Below are 20,494 nucleotides of genomic sequence, written 5' to 3' on the forward strand. Positions count from 1 at the left end.
TGTCAAAAAAAGACACTATTTCCCTGTGTATTATTCGAATTCCATTCGTAGATTGCTAAAAAGTTACATTAACAAGAACAACACCACAACATAATTTATTCAAAAAACATATAAAGAAGAGAAAATACTTGTTTAGCATTAGATATATTACACGTTATAAATCTATTTCATTATTTACACGTAAAAGTTATTCACCTTATCTAAATTATATTTATATCAGCCATAAAAAAAGCCGCATAAATGCGGCTTTGAGGTTAGTCTCACTTCACTTTGGGCGTGTCTCCAAATTTCAGTGAATACGTTACCAAGGAACTTTTTTAATGTAATTAAATTGATTCTAAAGCAATTTTAACCATTTCGTTAAAGGTGCTTTGACGCTCTTCACTCGGCGTTGCTTCTCCGGTGATCACGTGATCACTTACGGTAAATAGTGCCATAGCTTTTGCGCCATACTCGGCTGCTACGCCGTACATGCCTGCTGTTTCCATATCAACGGCGAGTACGCCTAGTTTGTCGAGCTCTTGATAGAATGTGTTATCTGCTTGGTAGAATGTATCTGTTGTGAATACATTACCTACTTTTGCTTCGATACCTAGTTCTTTCGCAGCGTTTACGCCATTAAGTAGTAAACCAAAATCAGCAATAGCGGCAAAATCGTAACCACGCACACGTGCACGGTTTACGTTTGAGTCAGTGCTTGCACCTTGTGCAAAGATAACGTCGCGAATTTTAATATCGCTACCAATACCACCACAGGTACCAATTCGAATTAGATTTTTAACGCCATAACTAACAATCAATTCACGGGCATAAATTGACATCGATGGAATACCCATCCCAGAACCCATAATACTCACTGGCTTACCTTTGTAGGTACCGGTAAAGCCATACATATTACGAACGCCTGTTACTTGTTTTGCGTCATCTAAAAAGTTTTCAGCAATGTACTGTGCGCGCAGTGGATCACCCGGCATTAATACCGTTTCTGCAAATTCGCCTACATTGGCACTGATATGAGGAGTACTCATTATTGGTTTCCTTTTTTGTTCGCTAATAGCTCATCTTTAAAGCCATCACCGTATTCAAGTGCAGGCAGATTAAACCACTGGGCAAGGGTTTGACCTATGTCTGCAAAGCTAGCTCTTTCACCAAGCGGGGTGTTTGTCATTCCCGGTTGGTAGGCAAGTACTGGCACATATTCACGTGTGTGGTCAGTACCCGCTGCGGTTGGATCACAACCGTGATCAGCGGTAATGATAAGTACATCATCACTCTGTAGCTGATTTAAAATAGTCGGTAAGTAATCATCAAACTCTTTTAACGCTGTGGCATAACCCACTGCATTACGGCGATGACCGTACTTTTCATCAAAATCAACTAGGTTTGTAAAAATCAAACTATGGTCCGGAGCCGATGCTATCACCTCTGAGGTTTTCTCAAGTAGGTTCATCAGGCCCGGCGCTTTGTGTTTTTGGGTAATGCCTTGGTGTGCATAGATATCGGCAATTTTGCCAATACTGATCACTTCACCGCCGTCTTGCGATAATTTATCAAGCAAGGTTGGCGACGGTGGTAACACCGAATAATCACGACGATTACCTGTGCGGGCAAAATCATCGCGGTTAGAACCCAAAAATGGCCGCGCAATCACTCTTCCTATGTTCATTTCATCAAGCAGCGCCCGTGCGATTTCGCAAACCTGATAAAGTTTCTCCAGTCCAAATGATTCTTCGTGCGCGGCTATTTGAAACACGCTATCAACTGAGGTGTAGCAAATCGGCATGCCGGTTTTCATATGCTCTTCACCCAGTTGTTCTAAAATGGTGGTTCCTGAGGCATAACAGTTACCTAAAATGCCAGGAATACCAGAACGAGCAATTAGCTCGTCAACAAATTCTTGCGGAAAACACGGCTGTGTATTAGGGAAATAACCCCAATCAAATAACACAGGAACGCCCGCCATTTCCCAATGGCCAGACGGTGTATCTTTACCGCTTGATAACTCTTTAGCATAACCCCACGCACCTGTTGGCGCTTGACGGTCACTGACTAAACAAGGCTCTTTACCAGCAGCTTCACATGCATCGGCTAACCCTAAACGCGTTAAATTAGGCAACGCTAAATGCTCACCCGTTTCGTCTGCATAGGCTTTCAATAGATGAGCAAAGGTATTCGCGCCTACATCACCAAACTTCTCTGCGTCAGGTGCTGCGCCAATTCCTAGGCTATCTGCCATTAAGATGATTGCTCTTGCCATGGGTACCTCGTTATCAATGTGTGAATACTTTATATGCTCTTTGAATTTTTGGTACAGGACATAAGTCCTGTTTCATTAAACGGAAACATTATAAATTTGCGTCCTTAAGCGAAGCAAAAGAGATTAATCGTGTCTTTTTTGCTATTGTGATCTACCTAACAATGTTTCCTTCTGTGTGGGCGAGAACTTTAGTGACACGAACAATTATAGCTATTGCTGGCGCATCTGCGTCGGGCAAGTCTCTTTTTAGCAAGACAATTTATAACGAATTAGTCAGTGAGCTTGAACCGGGCGCGATCGCAGTGATCGAAGAAGATGCTTATTACAAGGACCAGTCGCATTTACCGTTCGACCATCGAACGCAAACTAATTACGACCATCCTGATGCTTTCGAGCATGAACTTTTACATGAGCACTTGCTTCAATTACGCGCTGGTAACTCTGTAGAAGTACCTACTTACGATTATGCAATGCATACACGCAGTGATGAAACACGTCGTGTTGCACCTGCAAAAGTGCTCATAGTCGAAGGTATTTTATTATTGAGTGATCCGGCACTTCGAAAAGAATTTGATATTAAGGTGTTCATTGATACACCGTTAGATATCTGCCTTATGCGCCGTATGCAACGAGATATGGAGCAGCGTGGCAGAACATTACAGTCCGTTGTTGAACAATATCAAGCGACAGTGCGACCTATGTTTTATCAGTTTATTGAGCCATCAAAGCACAAGGCTGATTTAGTGGTCACACGCGGCGGTATGAATCGCGTTGCGATTGATATAATTAAAAGTAAAATAAAATATTTACTGCAACAATAACAACGGGAAACAGTCAGTATGACAACATTTATGAGCTTAGTAGGCATTGTTGTGCTACTAGCCATTGCATTTGCGGCATCAACAAACCGTAAAGCAATAAATTTAAGAACAGTCGGCATTGCCTTCTTGCTACAAGTATTAATTGGTGGCTTTGTCTTGTTCTTTGAGGTGGGTAAAAACGTACTGGCAAGTATGTCTAAAGCCGTTTCTTCAGTCATTGGCTATGCAAATGACGGGATCAGCTTTTTATTTGGCTCACTCGCATCGCAAGATACCTTAGGGTTTATTTTTGCGATTCAAGTATTGCCCGTTATTGTGTTCTTCTCAGCGCTGGTCGCTGTGTTGTACCACATAGGGGTGATGGATTGGATAATTAAAATTCTTGGCGGTGGTTTACAAAAACTATTGAAAACCTCGCGTCCAGAATCGCTTTCTGCAACCGCCAATATTTTCGTTGGCCAAACAGAGGCACCACTGATTGTTAAACCGTTTATTGCCAGTATGACTAAGTCAGAGCTGTTTGCAGTAATGGTGGGTGGCCTAGCAACCGTAGCAGGTTCTGTTATGGCGGGTTATGTGACAATTGGTGTAGAGCTCAAATACTTAATTGCGGCCAGCTTTATGGCTGCACCGGGTGGTTTCTTAATGGCAAAAATGATTGTGCCAGAGACTGAGACCCCTAAAGAAGATTTAGCCGATTTAGACGTGCAAGAAGAAAAGCCCGTTAATGTCATCGATGCTGCGGCGTCAGGTGCCGCAAACGGGATGCATTTAGCGCTCAATGTGGGTGCAATGTTACTTGCTTTTGTGGCGCTTATTGCACTTCTAAATGGTTTATTAGGCGGTATTGGTGGTTGGTTTGATCACCCAACATTAACGCTACAAGAAATTTTAGGTTATGTATTTGCCCCAGTTGCCTGGTTATTAGGTGTACCGTGGAGCGAAGCCGTAATCGCAGGCAGTTTTATAGGTCAAAAGGTTGTAGTTAACGAATTCGTTGCTTACCTCGACTTTATAAATTATCGCGATACGTTAAGTGCGCACACACAAGCGATTGTCACATTCGCGTTATGTGGGTTTGCTAACTTATCATCGATAGCAATTTTACTAGGTGGATTAGGCGGTATGGCGCCTGGTCGGCGAAAGGATATCGCACGCTTAGGGCTCAGAGCAGTGTTAGCAGGATCTATGGCTAACCTCATGAGTGCAGCAATTGCAGGTTTTTTCCTCTCGCTAGCTTAGAAACTTAATGAGATGAGCCGTAGTTGCAAAACAATAGGATAGGACTTTAAGGGGTTAAAGGTCTATCTGACTTGAACGATACTTCACCAAGGGCCGAAAGGCCCTTTTATCGTTTTTATGTGCTAATATTTATTTACTAAGTCTTTTTAAGTACATAAATGAAATCTTCTCTACTTATATCTTTATTCTTATGTATGAGTTGGTCTGTATTCGCCGCACCATCACTCACGGTCGTGACTGAGCTCTCTCCTCCTAATCAAACGCTCATCAATAATCAGGTTACGGGCGTAAGCACTGAGTTAGTGAAAGCTATTTTTGACAAAGCTGACTTACAAGCAAATATTGAACTTTACCCTTGGGCACGTGCCTTTAATATGGCGCAAAAAAAACCTAATACCTTTATTTACAGCATTGCAAAAACGCCTGAGCGATTAAATCAATTTGAATGGATTGGTGAAGTAGCGACGTACCATATGGGATTTGTTAAACTGACCTCCCGTAAAGACATTAAAATCAGCTCAAACGAACAAGCAAAACGCTATAAAATAGCGGTACAACGTGATGATCTTGCTGCGAAGCAATTGACCGAGCGTGACTATATTCTGGTCTATACGACGGATATTACAAAGTCGTATCAGTTATTAATTTCGGGTAAAGTTGATTTAATTATCGATGATAAAAACTATCTTAATGCGATGGCCGATCAACTGGCACAGGATGAGTCACGTTTTACCTTTGTTCATGCTATCGATTTTTTAAGCATAAATGGCTATTTAGCTGCCAATAAACACACCAACCCACGCTACATAATGGCCTTAAAAGCCGCATTCAATGAAGTATCAAAAACACAACGGTATAAAGAAATAATGATGCTTAACAAACAACATTAATTATTGGGTGGGGCGTACTTAGCAATATATTTATCAAGTAGCCCTTGGCGACTTAACTTGTTGTAGCTCGCTTGCAAACGCTCAACAAACTCTTGAGGCATGTTTTTGTTAAGCGCCAAAAAGTTACCCACGGTTTCATTTAGTGGCAACTCAATAAGTTTTACCACTTCTTTTCCAACATAACCATATTGCGTAAGCTGGTAATGAAATGACAACTCAGAGCCAATTATTAAGTCGAGTTTATTTTTGAAAAAGAGGTTGATGCACTCATAATGATGGCCGAATTTGAGTAAGTTTTTATTATTTTCGAAGCCAATACTTTCGACAAATTTTTCGTAAATGCCATCTCGTACAACACCTAAGGTGTAGTCTTTCACTTCTGATAAGTCACGGGGATTAACATGGGTATTCGATTTTAAGCGGTAAAAGTAATTACGCGATGATGCCAATGGCCCAACCCACTTAAACAATGCTTCACGCTCGCTAATACGCGCAGCTGATATAAGCCCAGACATAGGATGCTGCTGTGCTAAATGGTAGGATCTTGCCCAGGGTAACAGTTCGAAGTGACACTCAATGCCTGCATCAATGCACATTGCACTTACAAACTCGAGATTAATGCCTTCTAAGTGCCCTTTATTAGAAAAGTTATATGGCGGAAACTGCTCAGTGTAGATCGTGAGCGTTTGTTTTGCTAACGCGACAGGGGCAAAACATAGGCATACTAATATTAAATATTTTAAAATAGCTAATGCACTCAGATAAAATTACTGCATTAAATATAGGAATATTCATCATGCCAGTCAATTTTTAGGCATTAAAAAAGCAAGCCGTAGCTTGCTTCTTTTTAACTTTTACTTTTCAGTAAAAATTATAACGGAGTGATGTTATCCGCTTGAGGACCTTTTTGACCTTGTGAAAGAGTGAACTCTACACGTTGGCCTTCAGCTAAAGTTTTGAAACCGTCGCTTTTGATAGCGCTGAAGTGTGCAAACACGTCTGGGCCATTTTCTTGCTCGATGAAACCAAAACCTTTAGACTCGTTAAACCACTTAACTGTACCTGATACGATGTTAGACATAGTATTATTCCTGATATTAAAAAATTAAAAATGCCCATGTGGGCGGGTGTAGCAAAAAATGAGATGGTACTTAAAAACTTCAGGACGGTACTACAAGTATTACTTATACAACAACGAAATAAAGATTTATTAATTACACGCTTTCTTTCTAGCTGACGCCCACTATATAGAGTTAAAGCGATAAGTCAAACACTATCGACAATTAAAATTCAAATTCAAGCGCTAAACGAAAGCTGTGGTCTTTACCCGATTGACTTAATTCACTTATAAAGCCGGCTTCCCATTTAAGCTGGTGTTTAGGGCTAAAGCGGTGCAAACCGATAAAACCAGGTCCTACACCAAAAAAGTCTTCACCCGAATACACCTCTATCGATGGCTGAAACTCAGCGCGATAACGATAACGGTATTGTAAGCGGAACTCGGTTTCCCATTCACTTTCTATGTCTGCGCCCCACTCGTACACTAAAAATGCATTCATGGTTAAGCTTGTACGACCAAATTCTTTTTCCCATAAAAAGCCTGTCGTGGCCTCGTAAGCATCAATTGTATGTTGTTTTTCAAGCTCGAATAAGGCGCCCCAGTCAGCCCATAACCGCCCTTGCTCAACAAGCTGCCAGCGCAGTTCAACCTCATAAGACGCTAAACCGAAATCGCCATTATCGTCTCTTTCGCCAACCATATACCCCTCAAGGCTCATGGTATCGTTAATGGCTCCGCCAAAACCTGCACGCTGAGCAAGTACGTTGCCTTGGTCGGTTTGCCTTGAAACGAGCCGCCATTCAACCTCACGCTCAAACGGCATAACATAGGGGTGATATACTTTATCAACCACCATGCCATCGGCGTGCGCAACATGTGCCATACTTGCCAATAACAAGCAACTAAAGCTAATAATTAAGAACCGCATACAGGCTCCTTAGTGTGTTTAACGTTTAAAACACGGGCGAGGACTAAAAATACAATTGTGGCAATTGCATAAACCCATAGCGCCGTTTTACTGGGCGTTGCTTCGTAGCCTAGCAACGCTTTTAACACCCGACCCAACTCGGAGTTTTCAACCACAAACCCGCGCCAGTCTAAATAGTTTGATGTTATATCGAGTACGTCGATTTGACTCGCTAAATCAAGCAATATGAGTAATTTCGCCGTCGCATTTAATGCCAACAACACAATTAATGGCTGGCATCCTGCACGCCTGACAATGCTCTCGAGTAAAAAAAACAACAGCACGCCAAAGCTAATGCAAATACCGACTCCTAAAAAGGTCCCTAATAGTAGTGGTTCGGCCGCGTCTTTACTGTGCCAAAAGCTCACCAAATAAATCATGTAATGACTTAAATACAACGCCATAGTCGCTACTAATGCCACTGCTGCTGCCACTTTACTGTGCCGACAGCTTAGTAACGCGGCAACAAATATCACCACACACAGTAGCATTTGAATAAACTCTAACCCTCGGTGCTGAAACAGCTGACTGACCCACGCCGCAGCTTGAACAAACAGTAAACTAACCGCAATACCTACCATGGTGTGTATCAGTACTTGTCGTTGGCTAAGGGGCACAATCAAACTTAATAAAACGGCTAAAATTACCACTGGCAACAACTGATTTATGCTCATTAATAAACTAGTTATCAGCATTTTTATCCTCCGTCGCAATCACGGTGCCGCGTGCAGTATTGGGCGAAAATTCACCAAAAAAGTCGTAGCGTCCGGGGCTTAGCGGGCCAATATAAATAACGCTTGTGCGGCCTGGGTAAAGTACTTTTTCGCGGTTTAGATCAAAACTATCGAACTCTTCTGGGGTGTTATCTTGATTGTCGATCAGTAAACGTAGTTTTTTGTTTGCCGGCACTTTAATTTCGGCGGGATAAAATAAATGATCTTTTAATATGAGTGTGTACTCTTTGCCATAAGCGAGCCAAGAAGGCAGACACAACATCATAGTGAACGCAAAAATCCATTTATTCACTCCTGTCTCCTTGTATAAAGGACACGCTCACACGTAAGCCACCTAAGTGGCTATCGGCAAGCGCAATATCAGCGTTATAAATCGATACAATGTGTTCAACAATCGCCATACCAAGTCCTGCCCCTTGCTCTCCTGATGGGTGTTTATCGCCGCCCACCCGATAAAAACGGTTAAAAATACGCTGTTTTTGGGCTTCATCAATACCGGGGCCTGAATCATCAATTTGCCAGATATACCGACTATTGTCGGTTTTCAGGGTAATGCTCAGTTCTCCCTGAGCGGGGGTGTATTTTATGGCGTTACTGAGTAAGTTGCCAAATAAAGTGACGAGCGTAAATTCGTCTCCGTCGATGATAAAATCATCTCCTTCTATGCTAATTGTGTGCTCTTTTTCATCAATGCGGTCATAAAGTTGCGACACCACTTGCTGGCTAATTTCTAGCACTGAAATGGGGCTAAATTGCGCCTGCCATTGCTCGGGGTAAGTTCGCCCTAAAATCAACATTTGCTCAACAATGTTACTGAGTTTATCGAGCCCTTTTTCCATCGCATCAAGTTCAATATTATCACCCCCTTGGGCAAGTAAATTATGTACATTGATTTTTAAACTGCTGAGTGGAGTTCGCAGTTCATGGGCAGCATCTGAAGCAAAAAAACGCTCCCGTAAATAGGCACTCTCAACACGCTTAAACAAGTCGTTTAAGCGGTTAATAACGGGTTTAATTTCTTGCTCTGGGGTTTGCCATGGTATTGCGGTAAAGTCATTTGCTTGGCGATGCTGAAGCTGATTAGAAAGACGTGTTAGCGGTGCAAGCCCTTGTTTTACAAAGACACTGATTAGAACAGCCAAAATGGGCACACTCCACAGCAATGGGGTCATTGCTGACAGAATAACGGTTTCGGTGAGCGCTACGCGCTTACTTAACGGCTCTGCAATTAATACCCGCTTATTAGCTTCGCTTAAACGGTAAACCTTGACCCGTTGCCCCGCTAAGTTTTCGACACTAAAACCTGGCTGCCATTGGCTTTGATTAATAGGGTTATTGTGCAATGACGTTGAACTTGAGACCACTTTGTCATCAACCCAAACCTGAAACAACAGCTGGGGCAAATCAGTGCTATATGAGGGTGTTTCTTTGCTTAGCGGTTGTTCAATCAGCACATGTGCAAGCGTCACCAACTCATTATCGAGTAATGCTTCAGCCTGATTCATACTTTCGCGGTAACCTTTGGTGAAAGCCAAAAAGCAGGTCAAAATCACCATTGAGAGTATTAATAAGGTGAGTCGCTTACGAATTGACACTAGCGTTTACCCACCACATAGCCGATACCACGCAAGGTTTTAATAAATTCCTTAGGGAATTTTTTACGCAAATGATGAATGTGCACTTCGATGGTGTTTGAACCTACTTCTTCACCCCATTCGTAGAGTTTACTTTCTAACTGCTGTTTGGACTGCACCCGACCTTGGTTTTCTAACAAGGCTTTAAGCAACATAAACTCTTTGCGAGGTAAATTGACAGGCTCGCCTTGATAACTCACGGTAAAAGCTGCGGTATCCATTTCGACGTCGCCCACTTGCAGTATACTCGTTTGCGCTTGCGTTAAACGCCGGCTTGCCACTCTAAGGCGAGCAAATAACTCGGCTGGATCAAACGGTTTAGCCAAATAATCATCAGCACCTAAATCAAGCCCCATCACTTTATCATCAATGCTGCCACGGGCTGTTAAAATCACCACAGGAAGCTGTTTACGATTCTTTTTTATGTGCTTTAGAATATCGATGCCATCACCATCTGGTAGCCCTAAATCAAGAACTACCAGTTCAATTTCATCGCTTTGCAACCATTGCATCGCAGACTTAACGGTCGCACTGTGTTCAACACTATAACCTTGTTGACGTAAAGAGCGACACAGGCCTTCTGCGACTAAATGGTCGTCTTCAACGAGCAATAAATGCATGAGTTATCTCTTTAATTTTTTCTCGACCTTCGCCAATAATTGCGTGATTTCTTATTGGCGATAAAGATCTGCTTTTACTCTATCAGGGCGCGCAGGCGCTTGCTGAGCAACCAGTAAAAATTCTTTTGCTGATTTGTATTTATGCTCATCATATAAAAACGCGGCATATAAATAGTTGCTGTCGATGCCACGAGGATTTAGCTCAAGCGCCTGTTTAAATAGTTTTTTCGCTTCATCATCGTCACCAAAACCGATGGGCCAACCGGGTACTTTTCCGTATAAGGTTGCTAGGCTTGTGTATGCTGAGCCATCAAGTGCATTTGGGTCAAGTTTGAGCGCTTTTTCAAATTGCGCCTTAGCATCTTTAGCCAGACCTAACGCCCCTAGCCCGCCTTTTGCACCTGCATAGCTCGATAACACAATACCATACCAAATATGGCTTGCCGCTTGTGCGTCATTTGCTTTTGTAAATTCAGCCGTTTCACTGGCCAACTTTTCAAACGCATTTAACTGTGCATCATCAACTAATTCGTAATTAACCACTGCCCACTGCTTTTGCACCGAGCTTAAATCACTATTAAAGTCGGCTTTTGCTGGGGCTGCCATAATAACGCCTAACATCATCAGGGCTTTTAAATTTAGTTTAGTCATAATCGTTCACCTTAATCAATTTAGTTCGCAAAAAAACTTTTTATTTTAGGAAGTTGTTTTGCAATTGCGTTATCAACTAGTGATGGAAATGCACCGTTAATACGGGCAAATAATGTTTCAGGGAAGCCGATAAAGCGGCGACGTTTTTTTGATTTAATTAACTCAACCAATGCATCAGCTACTTTTTCTGGCGGATCCATCGTGTTACCAAGTTCTTTGTTCATGGCGCGTACTTGTGGCGAGTTAATGGCGGTGTCGGTTGCACGAGGTGCTAAATACAACACCTTAACCTCGCTGTGGCTCAGCTCTCTAGCAAGTGCTTCTGTCATACCTCGCAGGCCAAATTTACTGGCACAGTACACCGTTTGATACGGATACCCGATACTTCCAAACGACGAACCTATGTTGACTATGGTGCCTTTATTGCGAGTAATTTGGGGCAAAAACAGCTGGCATAATTTAATCGGTACAGTGAGATTAATATTCAATAGATGATCTATTTGCTGCTCACTCATTTCACTAAAGCCTTGCATAACGTTCACACCCGCATTGTTTATAAGTAAACTTGCCCCCCCTATTTGCTTCGCAAATTTAGCGAGCTCATCGCGTGATTCACTGTTATTTAAGTCGGCCTGAAAATATTCAGCGTCGTTGCCACATTCTAATTGCAGTGCAGCAAGTTGCTTAATGTTGCGCCCTACCAACACCACACGCCAGCCTTCTTTTGCAAGACGAAGCGCAATAGCACGACCAATGCCCCCCGTTGCACCGGTTAGTACACAAACGGGGCTACTCATGCGCTTTGCTCCAAATCTGACTCACGAAAGAAAGGCTCGGTATCAAGATCACGGAAAATATTGCCGTAAAGTTTATAAAAGCATTTAGCAGCGTGGATAATGGCGTGTTGATCGTCTTCGTTATCGATTTGATTCATTAAACTTTCGAAGAACTTCACATGTTCAATATCAAGTGCACCGTGTGACGTAAGGTAAGTAAACGCCTTTTTAGGTAAACCAATGACGTCACGAATTTGCCCTGCTGCGTTATCTGCCAAGGCAATTGAAGTGCCTTCGAGCACATGCACCATGCCAAAAAATGCCACAGGATTACCACGATTTATTAAATCGTACGCGTATGACACCATCAGCTCTGTTGAAAACTGCGGACGCGAATTGCGTACCCGCTCTTTATCAAAACCGCAGGCAGCAATATCGTTTAACACCCACTCTTGATGGCCCAACTCTTCTTCGATGTATTCTGCAACGGCTTCACGTAGCCACTCTTGTTTATCGCTTAGCTTTGCACCCAGCGCCATTAAAAGCGGTACGGTGTGCTTAACATGATGATACGCTTGCGATAAAAACGACGCATATTCTGCAAGGTTTACCTCACCTTTAAACACACGACCAATGATTGGTGCTGCTAATAGGTAATCACGCTCTTTTTGTGTTTCGGCTTGTAATGTATTGAAAAATTGACTCATGTTCGTCGCCTCTTGATAGAATGCTGAAATCTCGCTAGCAAAAAATGAGTTAATCACCTCGCGCTTAGGGCGATTATTGCTCGTTAATAAACCTTGTGTGTGGCTCATTGGCTCTGCCAAACGGTGCCATTTTAGGATGTGTGCGTACTCAGGCAGCTGCGCGTTTTGGGCAGCAACATGCGCGGCAAGTTCATCATCAGTCATTGCTGGGTTGGCAAATATTAGCGCCGATAAAAACGCGCGGCCTTCACCAACAACGACCGCTTGCTGTACATGACTGTGACTAAGTAATAACGACTCAGGCCACTCAGCGCTGATATTGCGGCCAACGCTCGTGATTAGCTGGTTTTTTAAGCGTCCCTGGATCACTATGCGACCCTCGTGCTCAGCGACCAAGTCGCCTGTTGCATACCAATCATCGCTCTTATGTGCCGCTTGCCCTAAGTAACCTAAAAATAATGAGCCTTTAATAAACAGTTGGTTGTTTTCAATTTTGTATTGAATGTGATTGAGCGCGCGCCCCGCCGTTTCAATATCATCATCAGCTGGGGTATTTAAGCTCACCACCGATGAAGACTCAGATAAGCCATAACCCTGATAAACCGGTAAGCCATATTCACGGGCTTGCTTGATCAGTTTGCTACTCACCACAGCTCCCCCCACAGCAATAAATTGTAAGCTAGTCGGGGCTTGCCATCCCTGCTTTGCAAAGGCCACTAAGCAGCTGAGAAGTTCTGGCACTAAAATGAGGGTATTAGGCTCAGTGCGCTCTATTGCAGCAATCAGTTTTTGCGGTTCACGTAACTGAGCCCCCGAAAAACCAAGTTCAGCCAATGGCACTACATTAACGCTCCCACCCGCTAACAAAGGCGCATATACACCAGCTAAGTTCTCAAGAAGTACAGGTAAAGGTAAAAGACACAGATGGTTTGGTTTTTCTAAACCAATACGTTTATAAAGTGACGTTGCCACCTTAATTTGGCTTTCAAGCGATAAACACACCCCTTTTGGCGTACCTGTTGAGCCCGACGTAAAGGTTATTTTTTGCGTATTTTCGAAATATGTAATCGGCTGTGTATCAGATAACTGATATACATATAAAGGGTAGCGTTTACATACGTCAACCAAGGCCACTAATGTTGCATTTTCGCCTTCGAAAACACGGTCACATACAAACAACTCAGCCCCACTATTTTGTAGACTCAGCGCAATTTGCTGTGCGGTAAAAAACGTTGGAAGCGGAATTGCGACTCTTTCAAGTTCAGTGAGTGCGGCTTCAAGCACACACCATGCAGGCGTGTTATCCAGTTGGAAAGCAACGCCTTTACCTGAAAACTCAGCCAATGTTGGTAATAAACGTGCGACCTCTTCAAGAAAGCCATGCTTAGTTAAAGAACGCACACCATCAGGGTGCTGGCACATCAATAAAACGTCGCTATCGCGGTGCGGTAACTGTGCAAACCAATTCATAGCGCCTCCAAAAACACAGCAAGCTCAAGCGATGACAACAAACACTGTTGTTTAATATTGAATAAAGCGGGAGTGTTTATGATGCATTGATGTGCTTCATTTAAGTCAACGACACAAAGGGTCGGTTGGTTATCGTAATAGCTGCCCCAACTCGCAGGGTCTTGAAGTGCATAGGCATTCGCAACACCAATTTCATTGCAATGAACACCCAGCATTTTTAATAAAGCACGTACTTTACGAGTGGCGCAAAACACTAAATGGCTTGCCCCTACTTGATAAAGCGCTTCGTTCATTAACACAAAATGCGCCAAGGTGGCTTTTCGATGCGTTGAGCACAAATTACCTAGCTCAAAAATCTGCTCACGCTTGGCATTCACGAAATGCTCAATAGGCGCTGGCAGGTACTGTTCAATAAACAAAGGATATGATGCAGAGCGAAGCCCTAGCGTACACACTTCACCATCAATATTGAGCTCGCAAAGTAACGGCATAAATTGCGTAATTTTCGCATTATAGGCAGCAGCAAAACCTTGCTTAATAGTATTCTCGAGACGGTCACGGCCGTGTCCCCCTTCGCGTACACAAACAAAAGTGGGATCGTTTACTTGCGTATATTGTGAGTGTTTAACTGAAAGCATTATCGTTCGCTCCACATAGGTTATGTGTAAAATTTATCGAGCGAAACTTAAATAAAACTTAAGAAATATTTATTTTTATAAAATATTTTTATTTCCTTGAACTGAAATGCGTTTATTTTCATTAAAAACAAAAATGCCAGTCGCAAGGACTGGCATTTTATCGCTCAGATAATAAAGCTATTTAACCGTGTTATTTAACGATGCTCATTTCTTTTAATAAGTTTTGGGCATTGTCGACCTTATCCATCACCCACAGCATGTAGCGTGAATCAACATGGATAGAGCGATTTAGATTAGCATCGTAATCCCAATCACCAATAATACTCTCGTACACACCGTCAAACAGTAAACCAACCAGCTCGGCATTGCCGTTTAAAGTAGGTGAACCTGAGTTACCACCTGTGGTATCAACATTCGATAAAAAGTTAACGGGCACCGTATTCATGCCGCCCGTGTAGTCGCCGTAAAGCTTTTGTTTAATCAACTCATTTTGCTTTTCAGGAGAGTTGAATGGTTCAACGCCGGTGTTCTTTGCAAGCAATCCTTCTAAAGATGTAAAGGGGGTTGCCACTAAGCCATCCTGCGGTGAATAGCCACCTACCGTGCCATACGTCACACGTAATGTGCTGTTAGCATCAGCATAAACAGGTTTGTTCATCGCTTTGTTGTAAGCAATAATGGCTTCCATTAGAGCTGGGCGCGCAGCTTGTTGCTTACCTTCAAGCTCTTTTTTCGCATCTTCAATGTCTTTCATCACGTTAAAAATAGCGTGTGCGTATTGAATAAATGGATCGCTGCTTTGCTTTAATTGTGCAAGGTCTAAATCAGTCATCCATAGACGCTTTGTTTCATCGCTTAGCACTGAGTTAGCATACATATCATCAAGCAAAGCCTGTTGCTTTTGCTTGTCAAAACCAGCGCTTAAACCAAGTGCTTTATCAACTTCTGCAACACGCTCGTCGCTTGGTAGCGCTGCATACTGCTCAATAAAGTACAGTAAAATAGCTTTATCAACCGTTTCGTCGTAACGGCGGCTCATGCTTTCTAGGCGAGATTTAATACGTGGAATATCACGCTCTTGGTAGCCGCTTTCACGTTCTGCGTCTGGCTTTTGCTTTTCATAGGCTAAACGATACAGCATGCGCGCTGATGACATCATTTGCGAACGATGCACATACCCTAACATGCGGTCGCGTTGATTATGCTGCTGCGACTCATCGACTAACGCAGTTAAATCTGCCAACACGCTGCCGTATTTAGCTTTACGTTGACTGTCTTTATTAATCCACGCTGCTAGATCTTTCTCGAATTGCTGTTTGCGGGTATACATTGAACCTTTATTAAAGCTCTCTATCATTGAGCCATAATTTTTAATGTAATTGTTATAGCCAGCGATTGTGCTTTCGTAAGCAATACGCGCCGCGGAACCCTCTGGGGCATTTTCTTCAATCAATGAAACATATTTTGAATTGTATTTGCGTGCCAGTGGATAAGCCGTGTTAAACACGTAATCAACCTCAGGTGAAATACGGTAGCGGTTAGTGCTACCTGGGTAGCCCGTTACCATTACAAAGTCACCCTCTTGTACGCCCTTGGCACTGACTTTTAAAAACGCATCGCTTTGGTAAGGAACATTGTCTTTAGAGAACTCAGCGGGCTTGCCATCCTTGCCCACATAAGCACGGTAGAATGAAAAGTCACCCGTGTGACGCGGCCACATCCAGTTATCAATATCGCCGCCATATTTACCCACACCCATGGCTGGGGCATACGCTAAACGCACATCTTTAATTTCAAGTGACTTAATTAAGTAATACTCTAAGCCACCATGAAAAGTATACACATTACAGCGGTAGCTATCATCTTGCTCACACTCGCTTACCAATGCTTTTCGGTTTGCTTCAATGGCATCAAAACGCGCTTTACCTGTTAGGGTATCGGTGCCTTGGTTTACTTTATCTGTGACTTCAACGACGTCTTCAGTCACGTACACGCGTGAACCTGGTGCAGCAGGTACTTCTTCGGCATGATTTTTAGCAAGAAAGCCGTTTTCAAGAATGTTGTTCTCAGTTGTTGAGTTGTACTGAATTGAGCCATACGCACAGTGATGATTTGTTACCACTAACCCTTTAGGTGAAACAAACGAAGCGGTACACCCCCCAAGGCTGATAACTGCATTCATTGGAAACTCTGTCAATTTTGAGATTGACTGTACGTCGATGTTCAAGCCTTTCGCTTTCAAAATTGATTCAAGTTCTGGCAATTGGTGAGGTTGCCACATACCTTCGTCTGCAACAGCAACATTTGCAACAGCGAGACCCACTGCAGCTGCAATAAATTTAAAACGCATAGAATACCTTTATATTATTTTGTTAATCATTTTTAGCGGTCGTATCATTCACCTTGTTTTGTACAATAGCAATAATTTGCGACTACGATTGTCAAAGTTTGTAAACATTTAAGCCTACTTAGCCTCGTAAACCACTGCATTATGCGCATGCAAACTTTCTTGATGTTCAATTTTAAACTGATAGTCAGCAAGCCCATTCATTGCCTCTAAACATGCCTTTAATCGCCTTGCTGCATCCTCACAAAATAATAAGTTTTCTGCATTAAGGGCTGCAAATGCTTGCTCATCTTCACGCTTAACCGCGGTTTGCACGGGAGTACCAATTGCGTGTTCACATGTTTGTATAAAATGCGAAAGATCAGGCAATTGTTCACTCTCAAAGGTGGCGTCTATGTAGGCATAAGAGCGCTGGCTATGCGGCGTTGCAATCGAGCCTTCTTCACTGGCAAGCCAGCCTAACAATGCGTGCTTATCGATGCTGTCTTCTTTGAAATGTGTGTCGACCGCTTCACTTAAAAGCTGTCGCGACAACGCCGCTGAGCACGGGCATGTACTACTGTATGCAATCGTGACGTTTAATTTAACCGTTAGGTGCGCTTGCTGAGTAATGGTTAACACCACGGGGGAAGCGTTATACCCCGCGTTATCACTGAGCAATGCCGGTTTTAACAACGGTAAATCAAAATGCAGCACCAGCTTTGCTCCTTGGCTTAAGCCCTGTTGAGAAGCAAGCATGTGGTTCATACACTCAGCCAATCGATGCTGAGTTAATGTTTGCTGTGCCAACATCTGATTAAGCATTAAATACAAACGCGACATATGAATGCCTTTAGCATTGCTGTCTAGGCTAACAAACACATCAGCAAACGCATTAAGCGCCACATTTAACCCCGCCAACTCAAGCTTGATAGGTAAGGCTATTTTTTCCATACCGACCCACTTTAACGGAAATTGAAAATGGCTATTACTGTGTGAGGTTATATCGGGTAAATACATAGTGGATTCTTATAAATGACTAAAATTAAAAGCCTGATGGCCTTTTCCTAATGACTGACTTAAAAATAAAATGCCAATAAAGTCTATCTGAATAATTAATGATACAATATAACATACCATTTATTCACTGGGAATGGGGCTAAAAAATACGGTTGCTTTTAAAATTGACAAAAAGGCGATATGATTTTGGTCTGTTTATATAATAAAGACAGTCGGGGTTTAGGGTAGATTCACCACTTATCGCAGCCAATAATCACCTTATCGCAACGGATGGGGTCATTCGTCGTCATCCACAGTATCCTCAGTCTATTGGTTACACAGTCATTGTGCTCCTAGTGAGCATAACTGCGCCGCGACTAACTATTAACGAAGCTTTCGCATTACCGGCGCAATTTAATTTTAGAAATAAAAAAGAGATAAACAATGAAACACTTACTCGCAACAGCGATCAGTTCAGCGTTATTGTTAACGGCCTGTTCTGAACCACAAACAACAGCAAACAATACCACTACAGAGCAAACAGCACCGGCAAGCGCTGTTGAACAAACAAACCCACTGTTTGTGAAAAGCGAACTACAATACGAAACGCCTGATTTCAACGCCATTAAAGATGAGCACTTCATGCCTGCTTTCAATAAGGGCATGACAGAGCAAATGGCAGAAGTTCAAGCGATCATCAACAACACAGCAAAGCCTGACTTTGCTAACACCGTTGTTGCACTTGAAAAAAGCGGTGAATTATTAACGCGCACACGCAGCATTTTTTATAACCTAGCAGGCAGTGATTCAAACCCTGCTCGTCGTGAAATACAAAAAGAACTCGCTCCAAAGCTTGCTGCACATAACGACAATATTTTCTTAAATAAAGCACTGTTCGACAAAGTTGCTAGCGTACATGAACAAATGGATTCTTTAGCGCTAACAGCCGAAGAAAAGCGCTTACTTGATGTTTACTACAAGCGCTTTGTACGTGCAGGTGCAAAACTAAACGCAGAAGAAAAACAACAAATCCGTGATATCAATACAAAGCATTCAAGCTTAACCACGCAGTTCTCGCAAAACCTATTAGCACTGACTAAAACCAACGTTGTGTTAGTTGATGACAAAGCACAGCTTGAAGGCTTACCTGCGGGTCAAGTTGAACAGCTTGCTAATGCTGCCACAGAAGCGGGTCACCCGGGTAAGTACCTAATCAAAATCACTAACACCACACGTCAACCAATTTTAGCCACACTGAAAAATCGTGACCTGCGTGAAAAAGTATGGCGTGCATCTGCAGAGCGTGCTCTTTCAGGCGAAAACAGCAACCGTGAAATTGTTGCTGAACTTGCTAAGTTACGTGCTCAAAAAGCCAAATTACTAGGTTATGACAGCTGGGCTGCGTTTGGTTTAGAGTCGCAAATGGCGAAAAAACCAGAAGCCGTATTTGATATGTTTGCCAGCATGATCCCGGCATTGATGCAAAACGTCAACGCAGAAGCGGCAGCAATCCAAGCGAAAATTGATGAGTCAGGTGAGCAATTTAAGCTGCAACCGTGGGACTGGTTATTCTACGCAGAGCAAGTGCGTAAAGATAAATACAACCTAGATGAAAACGCTGTTAAAGAATATTTTGAATTTAACCGCGTATTAGAAGACGGCGTGTTTTACACAATGAACCGTTTATACGGTATTACTTTCAAACCACGCAACGATCTGCCCGTTTATCACCCAGATGTGAAAGCGTACGAATTATTTGATGCAGACGGTAAGAGCTTAGCTATTTTCTTTGCTGATTACTTTGCCCGTGAAGGTAAACGTGGTGGTGCATGGATGAGCTCGTTCGTGAAACAGTCTGGCTTAAAAGAGCAAAAACCCGTGGTTGTGAATGTTATGAACATTCAAAAAGGTGCCAATGGCGAACCAACACTTATCAGCTATGATGAAGCCACGACAATCTTCCACGAATTAGGTCATGGCCTACACGGCATGTTCTCAAACGTGAAGTACCCAACATTGTCTGGTACGTCGGTATCGCGTGACTTCGTAGAGTTCCCTTCTACCTTTGAAGAAGACTGGGCAATGTACCCTGAAGTTATCGCTAATTATGCAAAACACCACAAAACAGGTGAACCAATTCCTGATGAATTACTGAAAAAAGTAATTCAATCTCGCAGCTTTAACCAAGGCTACGATACGCTTGAGTATGTTGCAGCAGCGCTGTTAGATATGGAATGGCACTCACTAAGTGCAGATGCTCCCCTGCAAGATATCGAGAAGTTTGAACAAGAAGCACTGACTAAACACGGCGTGAACGTGCCATTTGTTCCACCTCGTTATAAATCAGCCTTCTTCTCACACTCTATGGGCGGTGGCTACTCAGCTGGTTACTACGCATATATGTGGAGTGAAATCTTAGCGGCAGATGCCTTTGCTTATGTACAAGAGCAAGGTGGTTTAACACGCGAAATGGGTGATAAATACCGTAAAGAGATTTTAGAAGTTGGTAACTCACGTGACCTTATGGAATCGTTCAAAGCATTCCGTGGTCAAGAACCTGATACCTCAGCGCTATTAAAACGCCGTGGTTTAAAAGCGACTGTTCAGTAGAGCAGTTGCGACTCCCCACTTTGTGCTTATAAAGGCACGAAGTGGGGGCATTTCGCTAGGCAATGGCTATGTGGGATTAACCCCGTAGTTTC

At 42.8% G+C, this 20,494-nt stretch carries 19 protein-coding genes and 1 pseudogene; 4 read left to right on the forward strand and 16 right to left on the reverse strand.

Annotated elements, in window-relative coordinates:
- Positions 1-326: 326 nt before the first annotated feature.
- Entirely contained in the window at positions 327-1,028 is a 702-nt protein-coding gene (gene deoD, locus JIG41_RS12045; RefSeq protein ID WP_036972525.1) for a purine-nucleoside phosphorylase, read from the reverse strand.
- Positions 1,028-2,257, reverse strand: a complete 1,230-nt coding sequence (locus JIG41_RS12050) for a phosphopentomutase (RefSeq protein WP_036972526.1) — start codon at positions 2,255-2,257, stop codon at positions 1,028-1,030. Before JIG41_RS12050 ends, deoD begins: the two co-directional genes overlap by 1 nt.
- Positions 2,258-2,448: 191 nt before the next feature.
- On the opposite strand from JIG41_RS12050, the gene udk reads away from it, so the two are divergent.
- The 3 genes from udk to JIG41_RS12065 all read left to right on the forward strand — a co-directional run bounded on the left by udk (position 2,449) and on the right by JIG41_RS12065 (position 5,210).
- Entirely contained in the window at positions 2,449-3,078 is a 630-nt protein-coding gene (udk, locus tag JIG41_RS12055) for a uridine kinase (protein WP_036972527.1), read from the forward strand.
- A gap of 18 nt (positions 3,079-3,096) precedes the next feature.
- Positions 3,097-4,320, forward strand: coding sequence for a NupC/NupG family nucleoside CNT transporter (locus tag JIG41_RS12060; protein WP_075593388.1), 1,224 nt, complete (start codon positions 3,097-3,099; stop codon positions 4,318-4,320).
- 158 nt (positions 4,321-4,478) lie between these two features.
- On the forward strand, positions 4,479-5,210 hold the full coding sequence (locus JIG41_RS12065; protein ID WP_036972530.1) for an ABC transporter substrate-binding protein: 732 nt from the start codon (positions 4,479-4,481) through the stop codon (positions 5,208-5,210).
- On the opposite strand, the gene JIG41_RS12070 is transcribed toward JIG41_RS12065, so the two are convergent.
- From JIG41_RS12070 to folE2, 14 genes and pseudogenes are all read right to left on the reverse strand, one after another.
- Positions 5,207-5,971: an ABC transporter substrate-binding protein gene (locus tag JIG41_RS12070; RefSeq protein ID WP_036972534.1), complete on the reverse strand. Its 765-nt coding sequence runs from the start codon at positions 5,969-5,971 to the stop codon at positions 5,207-5,209. The two genes, JIG41_RS12065 and JIG41_RS12070, sit on opposite strands and share 4 nt — an antisense overlap.
- Positions 5,972-6,081: 110 nt before the next feature.
- On the reverse strand, positions 6,082-6,291 hold the full coding sequence (locus JIG41_RS12075; RefSeq protein ID WP_036972536.1) for a cold-shock protein: 210 nt from the start codon (positions 6,289-6,291) through the stop codon (positions 6,082-6,084).
- A gap of 202 nt (positions 6,292-6,493) precedes the next feature.
- Positions 6,494-7,198 (reverse strand): hypothetical protein, encoded by a 705-nt coding sequence (locus tag JIG41_RS12080; protein WP_036972537.1) that lies wholly within the window; start codon positions 7,196-7,198, stop codon positions 6,494-6,496.
- Entirely contained in the window at positions 7,186-7,932 is a 747-nt protein-coding gene (locus JIG41_RS12085) for an iron transporter (RefSeq protein WP_199524822.1), read from the reverse strand. Before JIG41_RS12085 ends, JIG41_RS12080 begins: the two co-directional genes overlap by 13 nt.
- Positions 7,919-8,236 (reverse strand): cupredoxin domain-containing protein, encoded by a 318-nt coding sequence (locus tag JIG41_RS12090; protein WP_118845288.1) that lies wholly within the window; start codon positions 8,234-8,236, stop codon positions 7,919-7,921. The genes JIG41_RS12085 and JIG41_RS12090 overlap by 14 nt, the downstream gene beginning before the upstream one ends.
- A 19-nt stretch (positions 8,237-8,255) precedes the next feature.
- On the reverse strand, positions 8,256-9,566 hold the full coding sequence (locus JIG41_RS12095; protein ID WP_199524823.1) for an ATP-binding protein: 1,311 nt from the start codon (positions 9,564-9,566) through the stop codon (positions 8,256-8,258).
- Positions 9,566-10,225 carry a response regulator transcription factor gene (locus JIG41_RS12100; RefSeq protein WP_036972544.1) on the reverse strand — a complete coding sequence of 220 codons (660 nt, stop codon included), beginning with the start codon at positions 10,223-10,225 and terminating at the stop codon, positions 9,566-9,568. The genes JIG41_RS12095 and JIG41_RS12100 overlap by 1 nt, the downstream gene beginning before the upstream one ends.
- A 51-nt stretch (positions 10,226-10,276) precedes the next feature.
- Positions 10,277-10,876 carry a hypothetical protein gene (locus JIG41_RS12105; RefSeq protein ID WP_199524824.1) on the reverse strand — a complete coding sequence of 200 codons (600 nt, stop codon included), beginning with the start codon at positions 10,874-10,876 and terminating at the stop codon, positions 10,277-10,279.
- A gap of 20 nt (positions 10,877-10,896) precedes the next feature.
- Positions 10,897-11,673 (reverse strand): SDR family oxidoreductase, encoded by a 777-nt coding sequence (locus JIG41_RS12110; protein ID WP_065979227.1) that lies wholly within the window; start codon positions 11,671-11,673, stop codon positions 10,897-10,899.
- Positions 11,670-12,359, reverse strand: a complete 690-nt coding sequence (locus tag JIG41_RS12115; RefSeq protein WP_199524833.1) for a TenA family transcriptional regulator — start codon at positions 12,357-12,359, stop codon at positions 11,670-11,672. Before JIG41_RS12115 ends, JIG41_RS12110 begins: the two co-directional genes overlap by 4 nt.
- Before the next feature lie 492 nt (positions 12,360-12,851).
- Positions 12,852-13,829: pseudogene (locus JIG41_RS12120) on the reverse strand (AMP-binding protein); the annotation flags it as partial.
- Entirely contained in the window at positions 13,826-14,467 is a 642-nt protein-coding gene (locus JIG41_RS12125) for a thermostable hemolysin (protein WP_051501895.1), read from the reverse strand. The pseudogene JIG41_RS12120 and the gene JIG41_RS12125, both read right to left, overlap by 4 nt.
- Positions 14,468-14,657: 190 nt before the next feature.
- On the reverse strand, positions 14,658-16,817 hold the full coding sequence (locus tag JIG41_RS12130) for a S46 family peptidase (RefSeq protein ID WP_036972550.1): 2,160 nt from the start codon (positions 16,815-16,817) through the stop codon (positions 14,658-14,660).
- Between the two features lie 114 nt (positions 16,818-16,931).
- Positions 16,932-17,813 (reverse strand): GTP cyclohydrolase FolE2, encoded by an 882-nt coding sequence (folE2, locus tag JIG41_RS12135; RefSeq protein ID WP_199524825.1) that lies wholly within the window; start codon positions 17,811-17,813, stop codon positions 16,932-16,934.
- A gap of 423 nt (positions 17,814-18,236) precedes the next feature.
- On the opposite strand from folE2, the gene JIG41_RS12140 reads away from it, so the two are divergent.
- Entirely contained in the window at positions 18,237-20,402 is a 2,166-nt protein-coding gene (locus JIG41_RS12140; RefSeq protein ID WP_036972554.1) for a M3 family metallopeptidase, read from the forward strand.
- Positions 20,403-20,494: the final 92 nt, after the last annotated feature.

The organism is Pseudoalteromonas sp. bablab_jr011, assembly GCF_016464045.1.
GTDB classification, from domain to species: Bacteria; Pseudomonadota; Gammaproteobacteria; order Enterobacterales; family Alteromonadaceae; genus Pseudoalteromonas; species Pseudoalteromonas lipolytica.